Annotated in this window: 18 protein-coding genes; 9 read left to right on the top strand and 9 right to left on the bottom strand. The window is 35.9% G+C overall.

The window, feature by feature from the left end; all coding sequences use genetic code 11:
• Window positions 1-108 precede the first annotated feature (108 nt).
• Window positions 109-1,341: an amidohydrolase family protein gene (locus BUA60_RS07225; RefSeq protein WP_178346977.1), complete on the top strand. Its 1,233-nt coding sequence runs from the start codon at window positions 109-111 to the stop codon at window positions 1,339-1,341.
• Between the two features lie 143 nt (window positions 1,342-1,484).
• Here the strand turns inward: BUA60_RS07225 and BUA60_RS07220 are convergent, their stop codons facing one another.
• The 3 genes from BUA60_RS07220 to BUA60_RS07210 all read right to left on the bottom strand — a co-directional run bounded on the left by BUA60_RS07220 (window position 1,485) and on the right by BUA60_RS07210 (window position 4,016).
• Window positions 1,485-1,955 carry a GNAT family N-acetyltransferase gene (locus BUA60_RS07220; protein WP_072861091.1) on the bottom strand — a complete coding sequence of 157 codons (471 nt, stop codon included), beginning with the start codon at window positions 1,953-1,955 and terminating at the stop codon, window positions 1,485-1,487.
• A 67-nt stretch (window positions 1,956-2,022) separates the two neighbouring features.
• Window positions 2,023-2,919: a PhzF family phenazine biosynthesis protein gene (locus BUA60_RS07215; protein ID WP_072861090.1), complete on the bottom strand. Its 897-nt coding sequence runs from the start codon at window positions 2,917-2,919 to the stop codon at window positions 2,023-2,025.
• 206 nt (window positions 2,920-3,125) lie between these two features.
• Window positions 3,126-4,016: a LysR family transcriptional regulator gene (locus BUA60_RS07210; protein ID WP_072861089.1), complete on the bottom strand. Its 891-nt coding sequence runs from the start codon at window positions 4,014-4,016 to the stop codon at window positions 3,126-3,128.
• Between the two features lie 167 nt (window positions 4,017-4,183).
• Here BUA60_RS07210 and BUA60_RS07200 point away from each other — a divergent pair, with 167 nt between their 5' ends.
• On the top strand, window positions 4,184-4,621 hold the full coding sequence (locus BUA60_RS07200; RefSeq protein WP_072861087.1) for an ester cyclase: 438 nt from the start codon (window positions 4,184-4,186) through the stop codon (window positions 4,619-4,621).
• A gap of 303 nt (window positions 4,622-4,924) precedes the next feature.
• Window positions 4,925-5,827 carry a helix-turn-helix domain-containing protein gene (locus BUA60_RS07195; RefSeq protein ID WP_072861086.1) on the top strand — a complete coding sequence of 301 codons (903 nt, stop codon included), beginning with the start codon at window positions 4,925-4,927 and terminating at the stop codon, window positions 5,825-5,827.
• Window positions 5,828-5,902: 75 nt separating this feature from the next.
• On the opposite strand, the gene BUA60_RS07190 is transcribed toward BUA60_RS07195, so the two are convergent.
• The 6 genes from BUA60_RS07190 to BUA60_RS07165 all read right to left on the bottom strand — a co-directional run bounded on the left by BUA60_RS07190 (window position 5,903) and on the right by BUA60_RS07165 (window position 10,929).
• Window positions 5,903-7,051: an MFS transporter gene (locus tag BUA60_RS07190; RefSeq protein ID WP_072861085.1), complete on the bottom strand. Its 1,149-nt coding sequence runs from the start codon at window positions 7,049-7,051 to the stop codon at window positions 5,903-5,905.
• A gap of 135 nt (window positions 7,052-7,186) precedes the next feature.
• Window positions 7,187-7,753, bottom strand: coding sequence for a cysteine hydrolase family protein (locus BUA60_RS07185; protein WP_072861084.1), 567 nt, complete (start codon window positions 7,751-7,753; stop codon window positions 7,187-7,189).
• A gap of 253 nt (window positions 7,754-8,006) precedes the next feature.
• Window positions 8,007-8,645, bottom strand: coding sequence for a hypothetical protein (locus BUA60_RS07180; protein ID WP_218587910.1), 639 nt, complete (start codon window positions 8,643-8,645; stop codon window positions 8,007-8,009).
• Window positions 8,635-9,186, bottom strand: a complete 552-nt coding sequence (locus tag BUA60_RS07175; RefSeq protein ID WP_218587909.1) for a hypothetical protein — start codon at window positions 9,184-9,186, stop codon at window positions 8,635-8,637. The genes BUA60_RS07180 and BUA60_RS07175 overlap by 11 nt, the downstream gene beginning before the upstream one ends.
• A 36-nt stretch (window positions 9,187-9,222) precedes the next feature.
• Entirely contained in the window at window positions 9,223-9,804 is a 582-nt protein-coding gene (locus BUA60_RS07170; RefSeq protein WP_072861082.1) for a hypothetical protein, read from the bottom strand.
• Between the two features lie 576 nt (window positions 9,805-10,380).
• On the bottom strand, window positions 10,381-10,929 hold the full coding sequence (locus BUA60_RS07165; RefSeq protein ID WP_072861081.1) for a hypothetical protein: 549 nt from the start codon (window positions 10,927-10,929) through the stop codon (window positions 10,381-10,383).
• A 347-nt stretch (window positions 10,930-11,276) separates the two neighbouring features.
• Here BUA60_RS07165 and BUA60_RS07160 point away from each other — a divergent pair, with 347 nt between their 5' ends.
• The 6 genes from BUA60_RS07160 to BUA60_RS07135 all read left to right on the top strand — a co-directional run bounded on the left by BUA60_RS07160 (window position 11,277) and on the right by BUA60_RS07135 (window position 23,241).
• Window positions 11,277-16,028: a PAS domain-containing protein gene (locus BUA60_RS07160; RefSeq protein ID WP_072861080.1), complete on the top strand. Its 4,752-nt coding sequence runs from the start codon at window positions 11,277-11,279 to the stop codon at window positions 16,026-16,028.
• Between the two features lie 83 nt (window positions 16,029-16,111).
• On the top strand, window positions 16,112-16,546 hold the full coding sequence (locus tag BUA60_RS07155; protein ID WP_072861079.1) for a response regulator: 435 nt from the start codon (window positions 16,112-16,114) through the stop codon (window positions 16,544-16,546).
• A gap of 4 nt (window positions 16,547-16,550) precedes the next feature.
• On the top strand, window positions 16,551-17,582 hold the full coding sequence (locus BUA60_RS07150; RefSeq protein ID WP_072861078.1) for a response regulator: 1,032 nt from the start codon (window positions 16,551-16,553) through the stop codon (window positions 17,580-17,582).
• Window positions 17,572-17,970 (top strand): response regulator, encoded by a 399-nt coding sequence (locus tag BUA60_RS07145; RefSeq protein ID WP_072861077.1) that lies wholly within the window; start codon window positions 17,572-17,574, stop codon window positions 17,968-17,970. The genes BUA60_RS07150 and BUA60_RS07145 overlap by 11 nt, the downstream gene beginning before the upstream one ends.
• A 466-nt stretch (window positions 17,971-18,436) precedes the next feature.
• Window positions 18,437-18,844 carry a response regulator gene (locus BUA60_RS07140; protein ID WP_072861076.1) on the top strand — a complete coding sequence of 136 codons (408 nt, stop codon included), beginning with the start codon at window positions 18,437-18,439 and terminating at the stop codon, window positions 18,842-18,844.
• A gap of 308 nt (window positions 18,845-19,152) precedes the next feature.
• A complete protein-coding gene (locus BUA60_RS07135; RefSeq protein ID WP_084532522.1) occupies window positions 19,153-23,241 on the top strand; it encodes a PAS domain S-box protein in 4,089 nt (1,362 codons plus the stop codon).
• Window positions 23,242-23,480 lie beyond the last annotated feature (239 nt).

The following is a 23,480-nucleotide window of genomic DNA, read 5'->3' as shown; positions in this document are numbered from 1 at the left end:
ATGTATCACATAAGGTTTAGTATTATAGCTGTGGTCATACTGAATTGTTCAATTTCCAATGGGCAATTTTCAGGTGATTTGTGTATTGACAAAGTTAATGTAATCTCCATGTCGAAGGATACAGTATTGTACGACCATCGTGTATGGGTGGAAGACGGTAAAATTGTGTCAATTGAAAAGGCCTCCACTCCTATTGGAAATAAGGAAATTTTTATCATTGATGGGTCCGGTCAGTTCCTTATTCCTGGTCTGGCCGAAATGCATTATCATTATCGAAATGATGATATTGTAAGCGATTTTAAGCTTTTCATAGCCAATGGTATAACCACCGTTAGAAATATGGGCCAATTTTTAGGTCATGATCATATAGACTATAGAAATAGGACTAAATCCGGGAAACTTCTTGTTCCGAATTATTTCACAACAGGGCCTTATTTGACCCAATCAGACCTTAACACGAAATCGGACGTAAACAAGGTTGTGAGCGAGCATGTTATAAAGGGCTTTGATTTTTTAAAAATTGCAGATAATTTGTCTGATAGCATTTATACTAAATTATTAGAGGAGGCACAAAATCATAGATTGCCGATAGTAGGTCATGCACAGCGCCATCTACCATTGGAGTATTCCTTGAGAATGAAATCAATCGAACATATTGAGGAGTTTATTTACCTCAATGACGATATGGATGGAAAACCGCTAATAGAAAAAAATGAATCCGAGCTTCAAGACGTTGCCCGACAAATCCAACAAAGCGGAATTTACTTGGGAACGACATTGGCAGTATTTGAATTTATTAATAATTGTTTGAACGATCAAAAGTTTGAGGCATATAAGACCGACAGATTAACAAAATATATATCTAGAGACCAACGGGAAAATTTTCTAACAGAAAGAAATGATTATAGAAAACTTAAGAGCCGATCATTCAACGGAATAAGTGCACCCAAACTTTTCGAAGATTATAATACTTGGATGACAAACTTTGTAAAAGTTTTGTCCAATAATGGTGTACCATTAATTGCCGGTAGTGATACATATGGAATGGTTGTAGTTGGATTTTCCCTTCATAGGGAATTGGAACTTTTACAACAAGCTGGAATGAGGCCATATGAAATTTTATTGAGTAGCACTGTGAGTCCGGCGCGTTACCTGAATACAATTTCCACAGAGGGTACGATATCGATTGGTAAAAATGCCAATATGGTATTGTTGGATAAGAATCCTTTAGAGGATATAAACCATACCAAAACTATTAATGGCGTAATTGTAAGGGGAAAATGGTTCAGTAAGCAAAGACTAAAGGGAATGTTGGAGGATGTAGCACGGGAATTTAATTAATCGGCGGACTTGTACCACTTGAAATGGTTGATATTCAACTTTTAATGCTGAGATGGATATTATTAAGGTGTAAAAAACCAATTTAAGAATTTCTCACAAAATGGTAACCGAATGAAATGGAACCTAAATAATTTCGGAGTTTTTTATATTAAAGAGATACCCATTTTGATATTTGCTCTTTGATACATACCATCCTCTGAGGGAAGTTCAATAAAGCCCAACTTCCTGTACAATTCCAATGCACGTTCAAGACGGGTGTTGGAATAAAGAATAATTTTTTTAAAGTTCATTTTTTTGGCTTCCGAAATGGCACTGCTGCATAATAGCCTCCCTGCACCCAGTCCTTGCCATTTTCTCCCGACTGCCATTTTTGTTAATTCAACAATTTCATCACTAATCTTCATCAGTGCAACTGTTCCAATTATAGAGCCGTCCAATTCTGCGAACAATATTTTTCCTCCACTCATTATGATGGCCTCTTCAGGATTTTCAAGTACATATTTATCCTTCGGTTCCAAGGAAAAGTCTTTTTCAATCCATTCCTTGTTATATTCTTCAAAATAATGACTATAATCGTGCTTATAATTAAGAATATTTATTTTTTTAGTGTTCATGCTTCAAAATTTATTCAAATATGTGTCATGGAATCTAAAACGCTTATAATTTTGGTTCTGATTGGTTTTAATCATTATTTATCGCCAGGCTAATTTGCTTCTCCATTTTAAGGACTCCTTTTCCACCCGCCATAAGACTTTTTATAATGCCGTTGTCAGTTTCCAAATCTACAATTATCAAACTAGGGGATGGCACTTGCATAAACTCACCCTGTTGGATAAAATATTTATTTTTTTTAATACCTAGAATATCATGGAGGTAGCAGGCCAATGGTCCAGCTGCCATCCCGGTACCTGCCTCCTCAAATATATTGTATCTAGGACCGAACATTCTTGAACTGGCATCCTTACCATTGTTATCGTCATTAAGGGTAAAAGGATATACTCCAATCAAATCGAATTCGTCACTGATTTCTGTAATTAATCCCATATCTGGTTTTAGTTTACCCAATATTGCTCTATTTTTAACTGGGATGAGAATAAAAGAATTGCCTGTATTGACTAGGGTTATTGGAGCATTTTCCATTAGGTCGTTTTTCTCTATGCCCAAGGACTTCAAGATCGTGTTTTCTCTTTTTTTAACATCTATATACTTTGGGGCCAATTGTTCCATAAAGGCCAATTCTCCTTGTATTTTTATTTTTCGAATACCATCAATTGTCTCCTTTGTAACAGTGTCATTATTTAGGATATTCAATTGCCTTAAATATGAAAAAGTAGCTACGGTGGCATGGCCGCAATGGGCTATTTGCCTGTTAGGAGAAAAGAAATCCAGCTTATAGTCCGCAATATTTGATTGCGAAACAAATGCTGTTTCAGAAAAGCCAATTTTGGCAGCTATCTCCTGTTTCGTTTTGTTCGATAGTCCATCGGCATCGAATACGACCCCGGCAGGATTCCCACCTTTATCGTTATCCGTAAATGCATTAAGAATTTGGACTTTAACCAGGTTTTCTTTACTCATCGGTTATATTCTTTTGAGTGGTTGTTAATAAAGTAATATACATGCCATGCCAGATCACGACATTGGGTAAACAATAATGGATAACTTCAATAGTTTCCAGGCTTTTTATCCTCTACATATTGGTTATGTTAATGTTTCTCATTCAAATTGAAAGAATGAACTTCGTGATATTAGGAGCCATGTGTTAAAGGTCCCCATCAACAAAGTCAGTCATAACAGAACTCCTCCTCAAAATTGGATATAAAATCGTTGATGTATTTTTTTTGCCTATCACTCTTTCGAACGGTCAAGAAATGACTTCGTTTTAACCCATGCTCCCCAATGGGTTTTACAACTATGTCCTTAAAGTCTTTAAAGGGTTCCAATGCCCATTTAGGCTTACACATTACTCCCATGTTGGCATTTACCATTTCCAAAGCAATTTCCGTTAAAGGAATGGCTGTAATATTTTCCGGTTCAACGTAATTGGGTTTTAATAAATGCTTATAAATAAAAACGGAGTCCAGGGGGTAGGAATGTATTATAAGATGTGCCTGCCTAAATTGTTCCACTGAGACATACGCCTTGGTATTAAAGAAATGGTCTTTGTGTACAAATGCAAATATTTCGTCTTCAAATAACTCTTTGCAAAATAATACTTCCTCTTTTGGTTTTTCGTGCACTATGGCAATATCAAGCTCATTTTCCAGTATTTTTTTTAACGGATGATTGTCTGGATCAAGAATAATATTAACCTCAATTTCAGGATACAGAACATCCATTTTCTTAATAAAAGTTAGTAGTCGCTGATAGAAAAAATAACACTCCGTACCTATTCTTATAGCACCTTTGGTTCCATTTTTGATATAATCAATTTTTTCAAACCCTTCATTGATGGCATCCAAAACCTTAACTGCCAATGCATGAAGCTCCTGTCCCTCATCGGTTAGTTGCCAAACATTGCGTTTTCGGTAAAACACTTTAAAGCCCAACCTTTCTTCCAATTCACGCAACTGGTGGCTTAAGGCCGACTGAGTTAAAAACAAGCGCCTAGAAGAATTGGCCATATTGCCTTCTTCCGCAATAGTTCTAATGAGTCTAAAGTACTTGATTTCCATAGGTACAAAGATAAAACATATCATATATAATTGAATTTGAAATATTTTCAATGGTCATTGAGGAGGATTCAACTTCAAAATGAATTTTAGCCGAAAACATCATGTAATTTTGATTAACAAAGGTATTTGGGACTATTGTCCCATGATTGCCATAAAATTTTAAAATCATGGAAAAAAGCAACAATACACCACAAGAATTAGTGACTCAATTTTTTGAGAGTGTTTGGCACTCTCCTCATGATTTGGATGCAATAGACAATTTCATGACCGAGGATTATAGGATTACTACTGCCGGAAGTTTAATCAGTGGCAGGGAGAATTTTAAAAATTGGGTTAAAGGTTTTCAACAACTGTTACTGGATGCAAAGACTGAAAGCATAGATTTGATTTTCGACCCGTCCCAATCTAAAGTAGTATCCCGTTGGGTTTGTACAGGTAGAAATAATGGACTATTTGCTCTTAAACCTGATTACAAATTTGTATCATTTACAGGAATCGCAATTTGGACTATACGGGATAATAAACTTGCCGAATGCTGGGTGGAGCGAAGTGCCTATGAACTATTTCAACAATTAAAGGAAAATTCCCAAAATCAATTCGTTTAGATCAAAGGGTATATAATTGGGTTTAATTACTCCCTATTTTAAGGATTCCAGTGAGTACTATAGATCAAAAAATTATCTATTTGGTCTATAGACTAATATTAATTTAAATGGACCAAGGGGCAGATTAAGAAAGTTTGGATGGCCGACCGTTTTAACGGATTGTTAATAAAATACCTTTCCCTTTTTCTTATATAAAGATTATAGGTCAAATAATAATCCATTTAATTTATTGGGTTGAATAATTGACAAATGACTTTGTAGAGAGTGCCTTCGGTTCAATCTTCTAGCCGTAACTGTTTCACCATGATAGTCTCAAAAAAATTTCCGAGCCAGGACATTAAAAATAAGTTGAGGAACTTTGATAAAGACCCCAAGTCCAAGAATATCGTTTGGCCAGATATAACAATTCATACAAAAACCAATAGATATTTTTCAAATGTTAGTGAAAGTTCCTTTTCCGTATTATCAGTAAATGGTGATGGTTTGGCAAATATTACATTGAATAATAAGGAATTAAAAATATGTAAGGATACATTTTTAATCTTAAGTCCTTTCCAAAAATTCGACTATATAATTGACCATGACTCTCCAGTAGAAGTTTTAAATTTTCATCTTGGAATTCAATCTTATCAAGATGCAATAGCTGCATTGTCATTTAGTCAAGAAAAATTACTAAACAATGCCAGGGATCCATCTTACGATTACGATATAATAGGCAATATACATTTTAAGCCTGAATCATTCGGACGTTTATTAAACAATTACGATCAATTAGAGGACGAACTGTATATATTGAATGTTGTACATTATTCTTTAAGTTTAAATGCAGAAGGGAACAAATTGATTAATAATATTCCAGGTACTAGAAATAGTACAAAAAAGGAATTGTTTAAAAGAATGGCCTTAGCAAAGGATTTAATATATAGCCAATATAACCACCCCGAAATGAACCTAGATTATTTAAGTAGGGAGGTATATATGTCGAAGTTCCATTTTCTTCGCGTCTTCAGGCAAACATTTGGAAAAACACCCTATCAAATGATTAGGGATGTAAGGATAAACAAAATATTTCAAATGGTATTGAAGAAAGAATTTGACATTGCAAATATAGCTATGATGACTGGAGTTAGTGAGCCAAATACGGTTTATTCGTTATATAAAGAGGCCTTAGCTCGTCAAAATAATGCTCCTATTTTCAGCAATTAATCATGCCCGTTTTTCATTATTTAATGGGTATAAATACTTTATTCTCCTTATTAACGATCTCCCCGAATTTCTTAATTAATCCAACAATACGCTTCGGGCTTTAGTTTTATAAAGCACCGGAAGCGCAAAGGACATTATGCCATAAATTAAAAAGACCCACATAAATGCAGATTGAAAATTTATGATCATTTTACCGATTAATAGTGACCCCAAACCTATTCCGATTTCCATAAAAATGTATAAAGTGGATAAAGCCTTTCCATCCGCTCCGGAATTTCTGCTTAACACCCACAGATTTAGACTGGGGATAAAAATACCCATTGCTGCGCCGTATAATAGTGAGCCAAGTATAAAGGAAATTTTATGGTTCCAAATAGAAAATGCTACGGAAGCGAAAATTAGCAATATAGTTCCGTAGATTAACAAATGTTTCAATGGCAATGCGTCTATTTTATTTTTAATAATTAGACGAATAAGTATAGTGCTAATGGTGAATAATATAAAGAATATCCCATTGTTTTGAAATCCTAAGGATATTGATTGCAATGACGATGACACCAACAATATTCCAAATCCAAGAAATATCCAGAACATGATCAAAGATTGTCGCCAAATACCAATATCAATCCATGATTTTGAATTTGGAATCGTGTTTATGTCTTGCTTTCTTTTTTCATTTATAGGTAATATTAATAATAATGCCAGCAATCCCATGTAGGCTCCTGCATAAAATACATAGTCCATTCCAAATTCAGCATGGATCCAACTACTAAACATGGGGCCAACAGCCATCCCTGCAGAGTAGAAAGCCGTTTGGATACTTATTGCCTTCCCTAGATTTTTAAAATTGCTCTTCACAAAAAAAGTATAACCTGTTGGAGCAAAACCAGTAGAAAACCCATGGACAAACCGCAATATTAGGAATCCTGATACGAAAGTTACCCATGGGTATAGTAAATTAACCAAAAGTGTAACGGACAGTCCAATATAAATGGTGAATTTGCCCCCTTTTGAATCGCTTAATCTTCCACTTAGAGGTCTAGCCAAAAGAGCCGATAAAGTAAATAGAAAGATGATGAAACCTAAATAGGACTCCCCACCAATACCAATAAGGTATACAGGAAGTTCAGGTAGTAAAATGTTATAACTTGCAGAAAATAGCAGAGAGGATACGCTCAAAAGCCATAAACTATTATTGTTGTTTTTCAATTTGATGATTTCCATTTAGATAAAATACAAGAAGTAATATAGCGTGTACTTAAAGAGATTCTGGACTAAGGGTGAATGGTGGTAGGTCTATAATTATGAATAGGCATCAATTAGAATTTAATAACCTCCATTGTTGGGTGGTTTCCAATTTTATAACTCGCTCATTAATTTCTGACAATTCCAAACAGTGGTAAATTCGCCATTTAGGTTTGCTAAACTGGTAAAGTGTATAAGTTCGGAATCATACTTTTCCCCATTTACCCCAACTCTATCAAACGCCGCCGTTGCATCTGAAATGACATAAGTTTCGTAGCCATAATTACCTGCCATACGGGTTGTGGTTGAAACACAATGGTTTGTTGTAATACCAATGATTACAAGGGTATTAATATTTTCATCGTCCAATTGTTTTTTTAAATCTGTTCCGATAAAGGCACTATTTACGTTTTTCGTAATTATTGGTTCTAGTCCATTGGGCTTTACTTCATCATTAAATTCAAATCCTTCATTTAAATTATATAGCAACGATTTGGGATTCGATGATCTGTGCCTAATATGAAATACGGGTAGTTTTAGATCTCTCCATTTATGTAAGATTGTACCTGCTACCGATTCAGCATTTTTATTGTTCCTATTCCCGCCCCAATAGGCGTCATTTAAAAAAGCCTTTTGAATGTCTACCAATATCAAAGCAGGTTTTTTTTCCCTAAGTGTCATGTTCTAATGATATTTTAATTAAATATAAGTTAAAAACTAATCGTATTTTCTAGTTCAATCAAGTAATACAATTTGAATCAAAGTAATATATAATGAGTCTGTAAATTCTTGATAGAGTGGTTTTATTCTAAGCTTCTTGAACCTTTGAATTAGGAAACGTTCTTAAACCATGACCTACCCAAAGTATTTAAAAAAAGCGTTCATTTTTTTGCAGTTAATATCAAACTAGATTTATCTTCCTTGCTAATCAATATTAGTTTTTTTGTCCGGCCTTTATTGGTTCTTCTGGCTCCAGATTATATGCATAATCTATTAATGTTACACACTCTTTGTTTTTGTCGAATTTAAACCTGAGCCATCCATAATGGCTTGCCTGGTCATTGGAATGTTTAATCGCTACTATCTCTTCCGTTTCATATTGCAAATTCCCTTCATACCAAATAGAACAATTACTTTCTGAATGTCTTAAGACTAGCGTGTTTCTCCCTGGAGTCCATATTTGGTCTTTTTTGAGGTCACAATTGATTAGGTCGAGAAATGTTTCAGATTGAATAAACCCCATATCCAAGTAATAGTTCTCATTGGGAGGACTACTTTTTATCATATTATTTCCTATGGGCTTGATACCGAAATATAAATGATCACCATCTTCATCGGCATAAAGGACTGTAAAGGTCAAATAATCAAGAATACCATCATTATTGATATCCAATTCTATTTGCTCGGGATTACCTGTACATACACTACGACCGTCTACTTTATAATAAATATTATCTGTTATGGGTTGAATATGAATATCTTCATTTTTTTCACATGCTAATAGTCCTATGCATAGAAGCACGCTGAATATTGTTCCAAATTTTATCATGGCTTTTTTTATTTTATTGTTCAAGCTTAAGTTCATTGATCCATCTGCTAGCTAGGATCGGATTATGAAAATAGGCTTCATTGTCTTTTTCAAAAAAAAATTGATACTTGTTAATTTTAGACTTGTCCTGATGTACATGTGCGGCACCCAGGCACCTAATGCCTCTCGTATAAGATAATTTCAAATCGTTCGCCTCTTCGAACAGGTCTAGATATCCTACTCTCCATCCATACTTGGATAGAGTTACTGGGATTATATTTCTAAATTTTTTGTGTGTTTCAACATCCTTTGCCTTAAGTCCGAAAAGGTTTACATATATTTTAAATATGTCGTTATCTTGGATTTCTAACAACGCCTGGTTAAGGGAATTTTCCCACTTTAAGACATCTGACAAATTGACTCTTCCTGAAATGCGAGTAACAAGTAGTTTTTTGCTGTCAAACCATTTACTACTTAAATTACCAATTTTGTTTACTTTGATATATGTTATTGGGATATTCATAGAAGTATATTTTAATTCTATTATTATTTGATGATGCCAACTCCAATATCTATTAATAGACATTTAAAAGTATGTCTGAGCCCCCAAAAGAAGGGCCTCCTAATCAATAGTGGTCGTAAGGGAAGTTGGTGGTGGCACAACATTTTCGATGGGCTTCGTGCTTTTTAAATAGTCAAATATTGCCCTAAGATCATCTTCTTTCAGATCTTTATAAGCTTGCCAAGGCATTGGTGGCAATAATGGTCGTCCATTCTCCAATCCTTTGTATTTTCCTTGAGTAATAGCTCTTTTGAATTGTTCAAATGACCAATTGCCAATTCCAGTTTCATCTGATGAAATGTTGGCAGTATATGAAATTCCCCAAGGACCCACGGCAGCCGTCATATCCCCGCTAAAAAGTACCCATCTTTTAGATGTCTCCAATTCATCGACACTTAATTGTGGGATTTCATTTGTGGAATTAAAACCGGAAAATAAGCGATCATTATCCAAAACCGGTCCATTAGGAGTGAACAACTTTGGAGTATGGCAGGCAGCGCAATCCATTATTCCAACAAGGTATTCTCCCCTTTCGATCGATTCTTGATTGTTGTCATTTTTAGAAATTTCGGTCTCATTGACACCTTTACAAGCACTAAAGAAGGTGGATAATATTAACCCACTAATAATAAATGTTTTCATTTGTATGTTTTAAGTTAATTTATTGATCGACTCCAGATACAAGACCAAATTCAAATTTTCAAGGTCTCTGTTGTAAGTGCAATTGATCTTTCGTTTTTATATTCTCGTTCTAATCTTAGCTAGGGGTATTATTTCTTTGAACTCCTTAACAGCTTAGAACTATGCAAAGAAATAATGGGAATTCTACATACGATTATTCAAAATTGCTATTTTCAGTTTCCAATTAATTCGATACAGGCGTAGCCCTTTGGAATTGGAATATTTATTGGAGTCATGTTTGAAGGTTTAATAAATGAAATTGGACAAAATGAATGTCTGTACTGGCACTAATATTTAGACGGTTCTAGGATATAAATTAGAATGGTTCTATGATGACTTTTGCATTGTAATTACATTGATTAACAATATTGTCATGGGTTTCAAAAATGTCACACCTTTGTCAAAATTTTAATTGGTTAGCGATTATCTTATTGGTGATACAAAAAAAAGTACCCGCCAGAGCATTTCTCTGTCGGGTACTAAAACTAACGAACTGTTCTACTGATTTGAAATTGGAAAAATTGAATCAAATAGTTTTTATTGGCAGCTTACTTTTGGATTCCAATCATAGAATGTCCCTTTTGGATTTTCCAGTTCAGTCCATGCATGTAATGCCCAAATCTGCTGATCTTCATTTTTATGAAATTTTTTAAAAAATAATTCAGGAGCTTCTGCGGTGGAAGGTAGAATGGTGAATGGGACTATATACTCCACTCCTACCAATTGGAGCCCTTCATTGTTTGAACTTGATGCAAATAAAAGTACTTGAGGCTCCTTATGATTAATCCTTCCATCCATATAGTCCATATTTGCAATATGATATCCCATACCTCCTTCGGTTGGATGTTCCACACAATCCGAGAGTTTATTATTCCAACCCAACTTTTCTGCTGACTCTATGGTAGTCAAACTCGAAGTTACCTTTCGAACTTCCTTCAGCATAGTATTGATTTTTTCCTCTTGTGTTGGAGTGTCGTCATTATTACACGAAACCGATAAAAATGCAATAGAAGTAATTCCGAATGTTAATAATACAATTAGATTTTTACGAAAACTGATAATTGATTTTAGCTTAATAATATTCATAATGGTTTATTTTTTCTGCAAAGAAATATGGATCCAACATTATGTGTTCATTGAAAATTGCTAATTTGATTTTATATAGTGATTATTCGTAATCATTGAGAATTAGTTAATGTATTATATTAAGTTTCTTCAATCAGAAGTTGTGGGATTGTAGGTGCGTAAATCGGTGCGTGCCATTCGTTAAATTAATAATTCCAGGACAGCGATTACGAACCCTTGAAATTGCTATTATTGTCATCTGTAATTTGGGGTTGAAGAATCCATAAATTGGAAGAATTATGGGAGATTCCATATTTTTTGAAAGAAATACCTTAACTTTTGGTAATCATTCATAGTGATATTTATATATGAATTCAGTTAAAAAGGAAACCCTACCTGGAAATTCCCCAAATCAAAATAATGGGACCAATAGTTTTATTATTGATAATGATGGAAAAATGTTTTCCATTTTTGATTATAGTCCTATACCCGTTTTGATCTATGATCAGGATACACTAAAATTTGTTCATGTAAACCAGACAGCAATTGACACTTATGGGTACAATTTGGAAGAGTTTTTAAATCTTGGGATCGGGAAAATTCTACCCCAAAATAATGTCAAAAGTTTTATGGAGACCAATGAGGAAATAAGGAATTCTTCAGGGCCCATAAAAGTAGGTGTCCGCTCCCTTATCACGAAGGACGGTTCTATACTGCAAATGGAACTTACGGCTCAGAAAATTCCTGTCAACAATACTCCCTGTGTTTTGGTATCGGGAACAGATGTTACTGAAAAAGAACAAATTAACGCATTGGACAGGCTGGAGCGTGACATTATGGAACGTTCCATGGATCTGGACTATGTACTAACCGATCTTTTATACGATTTCACCAAAGGATTGGAAGATATATTTCCAGGTATGAGAGCTTCGATACTTAAAGTTGATGGCCACAAGGTTTATAACTATGCTTCACCTTCCCTGCCCAAAGTTTTTGTCAAGGCCATTAATGGAGAGGAAATTGGACCAACTGTGGGATCATGTGGGACTGCAGCATTTTTGAAAAAACGAGTGGTGGTAACGGATATTGATAATGACCCGCTTTGGGTGGACTATAGGACTTTGGCAATTCCCAATAATTTAAGGGCCTGTTGGTCAGAACCTATATTTGATGCAAATAAGGAGGTTGTGGCGACTTTCGCCAATTATTATGAAGAAGTCAAGGAACCTACCAAGACCGAATTGAAATTATTTTCCCGTTCCGCATCCCTATTAGGGATCATTCTGGAGAATCGCCGTAAAAGCATGGACCTGATGGCCAGTAATGAACGTTATAATTATGTAAACAAGGCTACGAATGATGCTACGTTTGATTGGGACATTGCCACCGATCAAATTCGATGGGGCCATAGTTTTGCAAGGTTGTTCGGATATACCCAAGAAAGCCAACCAGCCAAACTTAATGATAGGTTAAGGTTGATCCATGGTCTGGACCGTAAACGGATACGTGGTACGATCAAGGATTTATTGACCAATAGTAAGGAGAGCCGACTTAATGTGCAGTACCGCTTTAAAAATTCAAATGGAACTTATCGCTTCGTTGAGGACAAAGCATTTGTAATCAGGGATAGTAAAGGAAAGGGAATGAGAATGATTGGTGTGATAAATGATGTTACCCAACAGGAAACGGAATCCATTTTAATTAAATTAAGAGCGACCATATACCAAATACTTGGGGAGAATTATACCATGACCAAATCCCTTAAGAAAATTGCCAAGTTATTGGCGACCACGGGAAATTATAGCACAACTGAAATTTGGCTCGTGGATATGGATAAATCAAAATTGAACTTTGTTGCCCATTATGGAAACGATCAGCCCGGTAAGACTTTTTATAAAGAAAGTGCTTCAATTAAAAACATGAACTATGCGGAAGGTTTGCCCGGAATAGTATGGAAGACCAAGAAAAATATTTTTTGGAAATCCGTTGCGGAACAGAAAGAATTTAAAAGAGGCGAGGCGGCGATAAAATCTCAAGTCGTTGATATGATCGGTCTACCATTGATCCAGAACAATGACATCATTGGAGTATTGGTATTGGGTACTAGCAAATCAAAAAACAATTTTAAGGAATTACCGGATATAATAGGTGATTTTACCACTCTGCTGGCTACTGAAATTAAAAGAAAACAGGTAGAAATTGAGCTTCAACAGCTTGTCGATACGGCTCCGGATATTATATGTCAATTGGACTTTACTGGAACCTTCAAACGAATGAACGCGGCCGGTTGCAAACTGTTGGGATATAGTGAAGAAGAGCTTCTTCAAATTAAACCCAATGCATTGCTGCATGCGGATGATTTTAATAAGGCTCAAGAATGCCTTATAAAATTGAAAAATGAGAATAGGATTTTGACCACACAAAACAGATATGTCACAAAATCTGGAAATATTTTATGGCTCTCATGGACATATAACCCTTCTAAAGAGGAAGGCCTGATCTATGGAGTTGCCAAAAATATTACAGAGGAAAAATCCCTTGCCAACCTCTTGGACATGGCCACGGAAATGGCAAGAATCGGAAGTTGGGAAATTGATTTGGAAAGTAATAAAGTGTATTGGTCAAAAATAACAAAGGAAATTCACGAGGTAGAGGAAAATTATGAGCCGAACCTAGAAAAGGGAATAAATTTTTATAGGAATGATGCTCGTCCCGTTATAAAAAACCATATTGAAAATAGTATTAAAAACGGAACACCTTGGGATCTTGAATTGCCAATTATTACGGCCAAAGGAAATGAAGTTTGGGTAAGGGCTATAGGTAAAGCGGAATTTAATAATGGTAAGTGTACCAGAATTCATGGTAGTTTCCAGGATATAGATTCTCGTAAAACTATTGAATTGCGTTTGAAGGCCATTTCCAACAACCTTCCAGGTGTAATATTTAAGTACAATTTATTTCCGGATGGAACTGACAAACTAAGCTTTGTAAGTGATGGTTCCTTTGAGGTTTGGGGTTTGTCGCCAGAGGAATGTATGGCCAGTACGGCGAAAATATGGGAGCGAATCGAGGCTGCTGGTGACCTCGAATTGTTAAAACAATCCATTCTTGATTCTGCCGAATACCTTACGCCATGGCAATGTACGTGGCGACATAGAACGGATGATGGTTTAATCCGTTGGAACGAAGGGAAAGGAAAACCCACCAAACTGGCTGACGGAACCGTAGTGTGGGATTCCCTTATAATAGATATTACGGATAGGAAGGTGCTGGAACAAGGCTTGGAACGCGCCACCAACCTGGCTAGGATAGGGAGTTGGGAAATAGATACCGATTTGGATAATACCATTATGTGTTCTCCTATGACGAGGGAATTATTGGAGGTGGATGATCAATATGTGCTGACCTTTCAAAATGTCCTTTCATTTTACCAAGGTTCCGATAGTTCGGAATTTGAAATGGTTTTAAGGGATCTGGTCAAATTTGGAAAAAAGTTTGATTTGGAAGTAGAGATCAAGACTGGGAAAGGAAATATTAAGTGGATCAGGGTCATTGGGGAGGCGGAATACTTGCATGGCAAGACCCATAAGGTTTTTGGTAGTATCCAAGATATACATATTTTAAAGGAAAGTGAACTTCAACTTAAAAGTACACTCAAGGAAAAAAGTGAAATATTGGAAAGAATCGGCGATGGATTTTTTGCGGTGGATAATGATTGGCAGGTCAAATATTGGAATAGGGCCGCTGAGCAATTGACAGAAGTCAGAAAGGACGATATAATTGGGAAAAATTTATGGGATATTTTTTCCGATGCCTTGGATACAAGAATCCATGAGCAATATATTCGGGCTAAGGAAACAGGGATGGCAGTGCATTTTGAAGATTATTTTCAACCACTGGATAAATGGTTCGAAATTTCCGCCCATCCCTCTATTACAGGGCTCTCGGTCTATTTTAAGGATGTAAGCGATCGGAAATTAGCAGATCTTGAGATAAAGAAAGGCTATGAGCGATTTGAAAAGGTAACACAAGCTACCAGCGATGCTATCTGGGATTGGGATATGGTGGAGAATACCCTGTATTGGGGAAAGGGATTTACTACCTTATTCGGATATAATACTGAAAAGGGAAGTCCAACATTGGAATCATGGAGTTCCCATTTGCATCCTGATGATCGGGAAAGGGTCATTGCCAGCTTGGAAAAAATGTTGGTAAGTAAAGAAAACAATCATTGGCATGAGGAATATCGATATTTAAAAGGGGATGGAAACTATAGTGAGGTCATTGATAAAGGAATATTGATTCGGGACGAAAATGGGAAGCCAAACAGAATGGTCGGTGCCATGTCCGATATAACTGCACAAAAGCTTTACGAAAAGTCCTTAAAAGAAATAAACCAAAAATTGGAACAACATGCCAAAAAATTGGCTATCTCGAATGAGGAGTTGGAACAATTTGCCTATATGGCCTCGCATGATTTACAAGAACCCTTGCGAATGGTCACCAGTTTTCTTACACAGCTGGAAAGGAAGTATAGTGACAAACTAGACGAAAAAGCCCATCAATATATCTATTTCGCTGTAGACGGAGCCAAAAGAATGCGAAATATAATTCTGGATTTACTTGAATATTCAAGGGTCGGTAAAGATATACAAAACTTGGAACGGATAGATTTGAACGAAGTGGTAAGTGGCGTCCTCTTTGCCCAACAGCAAGTCATTAACGAAAATCAAATCGAAGTGAAAGTAGCGGAATTACCCACCATACAGGGTTTTAACGCTCCACTTGTTCAAGTTTTTCATAACTTGATAAGTAATGCCATTAAATTCAGGAAAAAGGATATTCCCGCAAAAATAGAAATTGGCTACAAGGAGTTCAATGGGCACTGGGAATTTACAGTTCAGGATAATGGTATAGGTATCGATAAGAATTACTTTCCGAAAATATTCCTTATTTTTCAGAGATTGCACAGTCGTGAGGATTATTCAGGGACCGGTATCGGCCTGTCCATTGTCAAGAAAATAGTGGATAATTTTGGAGGTCAAATATGGGTTGAATCCATTGAAAATAAAGGAAGTAAATTCTATTTCACAATCCCTAAGGAAATTATTGTTGTATAGCGGGTGGTAATTTTTATAAACATCGGTAATATTAACAAGTTTATAATCGTTTAATATTACATTGGAAGACTGACAGGACTACTATGAAAAGAATACATATTTTATTGGCCGAGGATAACTTAGGTGATATCATATTGATCAGGGAAGCCTTTGCCGAACGCAATCTTATTGACAGGATTTCTGTGGTGAAGGATGGAAAACAAGCCCTGGATTTTATATATAAAGATGGAAAATATGCCAACGCGGAGACTCCGGATTTAATTATTTTGGACATTAATCTACCAAAGATCAATGGGTTGGATGTGCTCAAAGAAATAAAAAGAACTAAGGCTATAAAAAGAATCCCTGTTATAATGTTGACCTCCTCTTCCTCTCAAAAGGACATCAATGAATCCTATGATCATTGTGCAAATTGTTTTATTACCAAACCGGATGATGTGGATGATTTTTTGAAAGCGATCAATGGCATTGAAGATTTTTGGATTAATATAGGATCCCTTCCGGTCGTAGAATATTAATTGTATGATTAAAGATAAAACACCATACCACATTTTGGTCATTGAGGATAATCCTGGTGACATCATCTTAATTCAGGATTTTTTGGAAGAATGGATTTTGAACCCTACAATTATCCGGGCCCATAATTACAACGAGGCGAGAATTTTGTTTGAACAGGAGGATTTTGTCTGTCACTGTATTTTATTGGACCTTACCCTTCCCGATAAAAGTGGGGAGGCCTTGATCATTGACATTCTGAGTAACAATATTAAGGTGCCAATTATAGTTTTAACGGGTTTTGACAGCTTTCCGTTTGCTCTAAAATCCCTGTCTTTGGGTATTTCGGATTATTTGTTAAAAGAAGACCTTTCAGCAATTTCTCTTTACAAGAGTATTGTTTATAACATTGAAAAGAAAAAAACACTGATTAGTTTACAGGAATCCGAAGATAGGTACAGTAAGTTATTTCACATTAGTCCATTGCCCATGTGGCTCTTCGATATGGATTCTTTGCGATTTTTGGATGTCAATCAGGCAGCCATGGACAATTATGGTTATGACTTTGATGAATTTATGTCCATGACACTAAAGGACCTGAGGCCCGAAGCCGAGCTGGAGTACTTGGAAGAACTAATTGCCAAAATCAAAGAAAGCAAATCTAAAAACTTCAATGGTATTCTAACTCATAAAAAAAAGAGCAATGAATTGATCCAAGTTGAAATTTTTAGTAGCGTAATGGACGCTGAAAAAAGTGGGGTGAGGCTCGTATTGGCCCATGATATAACGGATAAATTGAAAAGGATTGATGCAATTGAGAAACAAAATAAGAAATTAAAGGAGATCGCCTGGTTGGAGTCGCACGTGGTAAGGGCGCCATTGGCCAGAATTATTGGGCTTGTGAACATGTTGGACAACGAGCTTTTGAATGAGGAAGAAAGATCTACCTTGCTGCAATATATTAAAGAATCGACCCAAGAAATGGATGAAATAGTTAGGGAGGTAGTTCAGAAGGCTGAAGCACTATCTTTGAATAATGGATACACTTATGAAACTTGAAACATTAATAGTAGATGACGACCCAATATTCGTCATGATAGCGAAACGCATAATAGTCTCTACGGGTTTTCATACTTCCCCCCTAACCTTTGTCAATGGTGAATTGGCTATAGAGCATTTACTAAAGGAAAGTGATCCGGAAACCCATTATGCCATTTTTTTGGATATCAACATGCCCATTATGAACGGTTGGGAGTTTCTGGACGCTATCCAACTTAATTCTATGGAAAGTAAAACATACGTTTTTATGATTACCTCCTCCTGTAGTAGTGTGGATAAGGCCAAATCATCTCAATACCCCAATGTGTTGAAATACTTCGAGAAGCCTATTACTAGACAGGATATATTGGAATTGAAGCAAATGGATTTTTTGAAAAAAGAAATTTAACAAAAGAACTCTTAATTCAATTTTACTCCGCCCGATGCAGGTGCCCAGAGCTATTATATTATGTCATATTTGGCTTTGACCTATCCAAAAAGGTGTCTGCTTTTTTTTCTCATGCCCCCTCGTTTCATGTTTCTTCATAAACAGGCTTGTTTGAAACGATTCCATTTTAAATTCTAACATGTTACTTTATAGCAGCTTTTAATTAATTTGAAGCTAGAAACCTGAATTGGCTATTAAAAAGGCCACCCTAAAATGAGCACATCGTTGTTGCGAATCGTGTCCATATATTTCTTAATTCTTAGGGTATTTTTAATCGGAATGTCACCATCCATGACGGTTTTTGAATTATTTCCGATGTATAAATAGAAAAAAAGGTAAATTATTATCAAATAAATAGAATAAATAGTCATATTTGAAGTTAAAGAATCGTACCTAAATCTAATAATATTTTAACCTTTCCCCCGAAATGAATGCAAAAAATGTTTTATTAATAGAGAACAGTATGGTCGATGCCATACTGATTAAAGATTCCCTTCAACAAAATGGGAAGCTTTGTAATATAAATTTATTCGAAGATGGGCCCGAGGCTATCACCTATATCGAAAATATATTACTGAATAATAAAAATGAAATCCCGGATTTAATAATTGCTAATGAAGAGCTGGTTAAATGCAATGGAGTTAACCTCCTTTCAAAAATTGGAGATCTAAATAATTTTTATATCCCGGTGATTATATTGACGTCATCACGATCCTATTTGCAACCTCACTTTAATAGACATACCTGCTGCTACCTTAACAAACCCTTGGATGTAAAGGAATTTTTAAGAGTAGTTAAAGAAATCAAATATTATTGGTTAAGTCTGGTGAATTAATCTGAATCCTTTAATCCCGAAATTTAATGTGATCATTTAATGTTGATGGCATGGATCGGCACAACTATCGGATAATGATATTCCCAGGATTTAGTTACTTCCAAAACACAATTGGCATTTCGTAATCTGATAGTACACCGATCAATGATGTTTCATTTAAATGGTTTCTTTAAATCAAAAAGCAATATGTAGTGTTAAAGAGCAGAATAGAATCACTCCCAACGTTTTCAATATTGGAAATTCCTCGAAGGAACTATAACGAGATTTGCCAATTGGCATCTTTTATACTTGACTCGACAGCTATCGAAATGGCAATTTTGAAGTCACCGATTACATCGGGAATGAATTCTATTGGGAAGTATTCGGGAACAAATTTGGAAAAACAAATTCTGGATCATCTGGAAAATTCGCCGAACACCTTACTGGATATAAAAGGAACTAAGGATAAAGATCAAAGTGAAGGTTCAGCAAACGACCTAAAGGTACCTAACGAACATTTGATTATAGTTCCATTGGTGGATGCCTTTAAAAAGGCAGTGGGAATTATTTGTTTCTTTTCTGATAAGACTATCACGCTCAATAAGCATCAATCAGCACTGATCAAGGCTTTGGCGAATCAGACGGTTCCGTTAATTACTGCACCGGTTGAGAAGGTAAAACCTAAATCCCACCAAGCTTTTTTTGACAATATTAATATCAACCTTGGTAACTACTCGGAAGTCAATGGTACAGCCAGTTGGAAATTTGATGTTACCACCAATAATCTTTGGTTGAGCCCACTGTTCTTTGAAATGCTTGGCTTTAAATCAGATGAGCTGAAATTGTCCACAATCGATAATTGGGTCGACTTGGTCTTTTTCTTGGATCAAGATAAATTAGTTGACATTTGGCGGGAATGGAACAATAATAATTTTCTTCGCAATGAATTGGAATGCAGGGTTGTACATAAATCGGGCGATCTCGTTTTTATTAATATAGAGGTCAGCAATTCTAAAGTCAATGATGATAACGAACTTATTTTCTTTGAAGGTGATATACAGGATATAACGACCCAGAAAAAGGTCTGGCAGCAAATTGAACTCATTGATCCAAAGTATACCTCGGTTATTCAAGCCGGTTATAATTGGATGGCCATAGTGGACCTGAATGGAAATTATTCCTATGTCAATTCAACATTGAAATCCGCTTTGGGTTATTCATCTGAAGAATTAATGGACCAAAGCTTTTTTGGTTTTATCCATGAGGCCGAAAAGGAAAAAATAGCCTATAATTTTTCAAAGTTCTTGACAAATGAACCATTTGTATCCAAACCTTTCCGATTTAAACATAAAAATGGTAATTGGAAATGGATAGAAATTCTATTTATCAATTTGAAAGATGACCCAATGATCCAGGGCATTGTTATTAATGCCAGGGATATTACCGAAAGGGTCCTGCATAATAAAAAAATAAAGGCTTCGGAGGAAAAGCACCGTTTGCTCTTCAATTCCAGTCCCTATCCCAAATATATATTAGAGATTGATAGTTTACTGATTTTGGATGTAAATGAGGCCATGCTTAATTTTTATGGTTACTCAAGGCAAGAGTTCAAGACTATGACCGCCTTGGACCTAAGACCTAAGAATGAGATATCTAAATTGTTGCAAGGGATAAGGGAGTTTCAAATGCAGGATGATACTCTCAATTCTGGAATATATTTACATAAAAAGAAGAACGGTGATCTGGTGAAAATGGAGATTGTCGGGCAGCACGTTACCATTAATGGAGTAAAATGTATCCTCGTCAATTGCACCGATGTAAGCGAGAGGGAACAATATTTGGAAGAGCTAAAGCTATCGGAACAAAAATTAAAAAGGGCCTCGGCCATTGCCAAACTTGGCTATTGGAACCTCGATGATTCAACCTTAACGCTTTCAGAGGAAGTGTACAATATTTGGGAAAGAAACAAGGATTCCAATACACTGGATTATGATTCTTTTTTGGATACTGTTCATCCGGACGATCGTGAAGCCTTTGTTGATCAAAACAAAAGGGCAATAACCGAGAACGTAAATTATGATTTCGTATACAGAATTGTATTGCCCAACAACTCTGTAAAATGGATACATCAACTTGGGCGTCCAATTATTAGTTTGCACCATGGACGTAAAAAATACGAAGGCACCGTACAGGACATTACCCAGCGAAAAAAGGAAGAACAACATTTAAAATTATTGGAATCGGTAGTAACGAATACAAAGGACGCGGTATTGATTACGGAAGCAGAACCATTTGATAGTCCAGGACCTAGGATTCTGTACGTAAATAGCGCCTTTACCAATATGACAGGATATACTTCTGAAGATGTAATTGGTAAATCACCTAGGATTCTTCAGGGACCAAAATCCGATAAGACTGAATTGGAAAGATTGAGCAAGGCCATGAGACGATGGGAGCCATGTGAGATTACTATTATTAATTATAAAAAAAATGGTGAGGAATATTGGGTCAACATGTCCTTGAATCCAGTTGCTGATGAAAAAGGGTGGTTCACACATTGGATAGCCATAGAAAGGGATGTTAGTGATCAAAAAAACAGGGAACTTTTAAACAAATTAATAATAGATATAAGTGTATTGTTCAGTTACGAAAAGGAACTGAAACATTGTTTATTAAGTGTTTTAAGTTACTTGTCCGATTTTGGAGAATATGCCCTCGGTGAAATCTGGCTGCCCAATACCGAGAATACGCAAATAAAATTCTTAGTTCATAATTTAAAAAGCAACCTGAAGGACTTGTCGCCCAATGGTGAACGAAATGAAGCGATTTTTGAATATTCAGAAAGGCTGGCAGATGCCGTATGGCAAAACATGGCTATGGAAATATGGGATGTCAGGGAATTAAATGGAGCTTTGACAAGTTTACCTGGCGTAGATCCTCAAATACTGAGTCTCGTCGGCATACCACTCATTCACAAGGAAAATGTTTTTGGTGTTCTTATTATAGGTCTAGACTCTGAATCAAAGCCCCTAATTTTACAAGAAAGTCACCATCAGGAATTCTCGAATCATCTGGCCGCGGAAATAAATCGTAAACTCCTTGAAAATGAACTCGACCGAATTTTTAGTTTTGCCCCCGATGTATTATGTAAGGCCAGCTATGACGGATATTTCAAAAAAATTAACCCTGCCACTTCAAAACTCTTAGGGTATACCGAGGAAGAATTGCTATCTAAAAAAATTATTGAGTTTGTCCATCCTGAAGATCGTGAAAAAACGAGAAACCAACAATTGTTTTTGTATAAGGGTAATTCCTATAAATACTTTGAAAACCGCTATATAACCAAAAACGGGGAAACTATATGGCTTAGTTGGACGGCAAGACCGATCCCTGAGGAGGATGCAATTTATGCAGTCGCAAAAGATATTACGGAGAACAAGGAACTTAAAAATATACTTAATGAAGTCACGGATCTAGCGGTTATTGGTGCATGGGAGCTCAATTTAAAGAGCGGTCATATCTATTGGTCCGAAATGACAAAAAAAATTCATGAAGTGGATGACAATTATTCTCCTACCATTAACAGCGTACTGGGATATTGCCGAGATAATGAAACCAAGGAAACCATTGTATCCTATATGCACAATGCAGTAAAAAAGGGAGAATCTTGGGATTTGGAATTTGAAATAATTACGGCCCAGGGAAATGAACGATGGGTCAGGATGATAGGGAAGCCTGATTTCATCGATAACGACTGTCTCAGGATTTTTGGAAGTGTCCAGGATATCAATGATCTGAAAACGTCACAGTTAAAAGTGGAATTGGCCAATAATGAAAAACATAGTATTCTGGAAAGTATCGGGGACGCCTTTATTTCTGTCGATAATAACTGGGACGTAACCTATTGGAATAAGGTGGCCGAGGAATTGTTCAATGTTCAAAGAGCGAACATCATTGGCAACAATATTTGGAAAGCACTTGGGAATATTGTCGACCCCGTTTTCTTTTTAAAATATTATAAACCGATTAAGACAGATGGATCTGTATATTTTCAAGAATATTTTTCTGTATTGAATGAATGGCTGGAAATTAGTGTTTATCATTCGGAGAATACTTACTCGCTTTATATTAGGAACATTACCGAAATGAAGGAAAGCCAAATTGCTGTTGAACAGCAAAATGATAAATTGCGGGAAATAGCATGGACTCAATCCCATGTTGTACGTGCCCCATTGGCCCGATTGATGGGGATTATAGACCTGTTCAATGAAAATATGGTGGATGAAACAGAGAAGAATGAATTACTTGATCATGTATACCAATCGGCCACGGAATTGGACGGCATAATTCAGGCAATTGTCCAAAAATCCCAGTCCGTTATTTCTAATCAAAATTCTAGACCCCCCGATAAATTTTAGCCTAATTGGTCATTATCGGTTTTAATGGACCAAGCTCTGAAGTAGGCTATATTTTTAAACGAAGTTTATGGGCTGCTGGACCCATTTTCAAAATTATAATTAGGTGAATTCTCTAATTCATTAAAGGTTTCGATATTCCATTTATTACAAATGTCTAAGTGCTTATAGCTTCCTCTATTTTATTGAGCAGGTCTTCAGGATCAAAAGGTTTGAAAATAAGTGGTTTCGGTTTAACCCCC

The organism is Arenibacter palladensis, from assembly GCF_900129275.1.
GTDB lineage: Bacteria > Bacteroidota > Bacteroidia > Flavobacteriales > Flavobacteriaceae > Arenibacter > Arenibacter palladensis.
This window is presented reverse-complemented; position numbering and strand designations above follow the sequence as displayed.

What these genes read in the sequence shown, in the direction of transcription:
- BUA60_RS07225 (WP_178346977.1), top strand. Translation starts at nt 109, where the DNA reads ATGTCGAAGGATACAGTATTGTACGACCATCGTGTATGGGTGGAAGAC.
- BUA60_RS07220 (WP_072861091.1), bottom strand. Translation starts at nt 1,955, where the DNA reads ATGAACACTAAAAAAATAAATATTCTTAATTATAAGCACGATTATAGT.
- BUA60_RS07215 (WP_072861090.1), bottom strand. Translation starts at nt 2,919, where the DNA reads ATGAGTAAAGAAAACCTGGTTAAAGTCCAAATTCTTAATGCATTTACG.
- BUA60_RS07210 (WP_072861089.1), bottom strand. Translation starts at nt 4,016, where the DNA reads ATGGAAATCAAGTACTTTAGACTCATTAGAACTATTGCGGAAGAAGGC.
- BUA60_RS07200 (WP_072861087.1), top strand. Translation starts at nt 4,184, where the DNA reads ATGGAAAAAAGCAACAATACACCACAAGAATTAGTGACTCAATTTTTT.
- BUA60_RS07195 (WP_072861086.1), top strand. Translation starts at nt 4,925, where the DNA reads ATGATAGTCTCAAAAAAATTTCCGAGCCAGGACATTAAAAATAAGTTG.
- BUA60_RS07190 (WP_072861085.1), bottom strand. Translation starts at nt 7,051, where the DNA reads ATGGAAATCATCAAATTGAAAAACAACAATAATAGTTTATGGCTTTTG.
- BUA60_RS07185 (WP_072861084.1), bottom strand. Translation starts at nt 7,753, where the DNA reads ATGACACTTAGGGAAAAAAAACCTGCTTTGATATTGGTAGACATTCAA.
- BUA60_RS07175 (WP_218587909.1), bottom strand. Translation starts at nt 9,186, where the DNA reads ATGTCTATTAATAGATATTGGAGTTGGCATCATCAAATAATAATAGAA.
- BUA60_RS07170 (WP_072861082.1), bottom strand. Translation starts at nt 9,804, where the DNA reads ATGAAAACATTTATTATTAGTGGGTTAATATTATCCACCTTCTTTAGT.
- BUA60_RS07165 (WP_072861081.1), bottom strand. Translation starts at nt 10,929, where the DNA reads ATGAATATTATTAAGCTAAAATCAATTATCAGTTTTCGTAAAAATCTA.
- BUA60_RS07160 (WP_072861080.1), top strand. Translation starts at nt 11,277, where the DNA reads ATGAATTCAGTTAAAAAGGAAACCCTACCTGGAAATTCCCCAAATCAA.
- BUA60_RS07155 (WP_072861079.1), top strand. Translation starts at nt 16,112, where the DNA reads ATGAAAAGAATACATATTTTATTGGCCGAGGATAACTTAGGTGATATC.
- BUA60_RS07150 (WP_072861078.1), top strand. Translation starts at nt 16,551, where the DNA reads ATGATTAAAGATAAAACACCATACCACATTTTGGTCATTGAGGATAAT.
- BUA60_RS07145 (WP_072861077.1), top strand. Translation starts at nt 17,572, where the DNA reads ATGAAACTTGAAACATTAATAGTAGATGACGACCCAATATTCGTCATG.
- BUA60_RS07140 (WP_072861076.1), top strand. Translation starts at nt 18,437, where the DNA reads ATGAATGCAAAAAATGTTTTATTAATAGAGAACAGTATGGTCGATGCC.
- BUA60_RS07135 (WP_084532522.1), top strand. Translation starts at nt 19,153, where the DNA reads ATGGCAATTTTGAAGTCACCGATTACATCGGGAATGAATTCTATTGGG.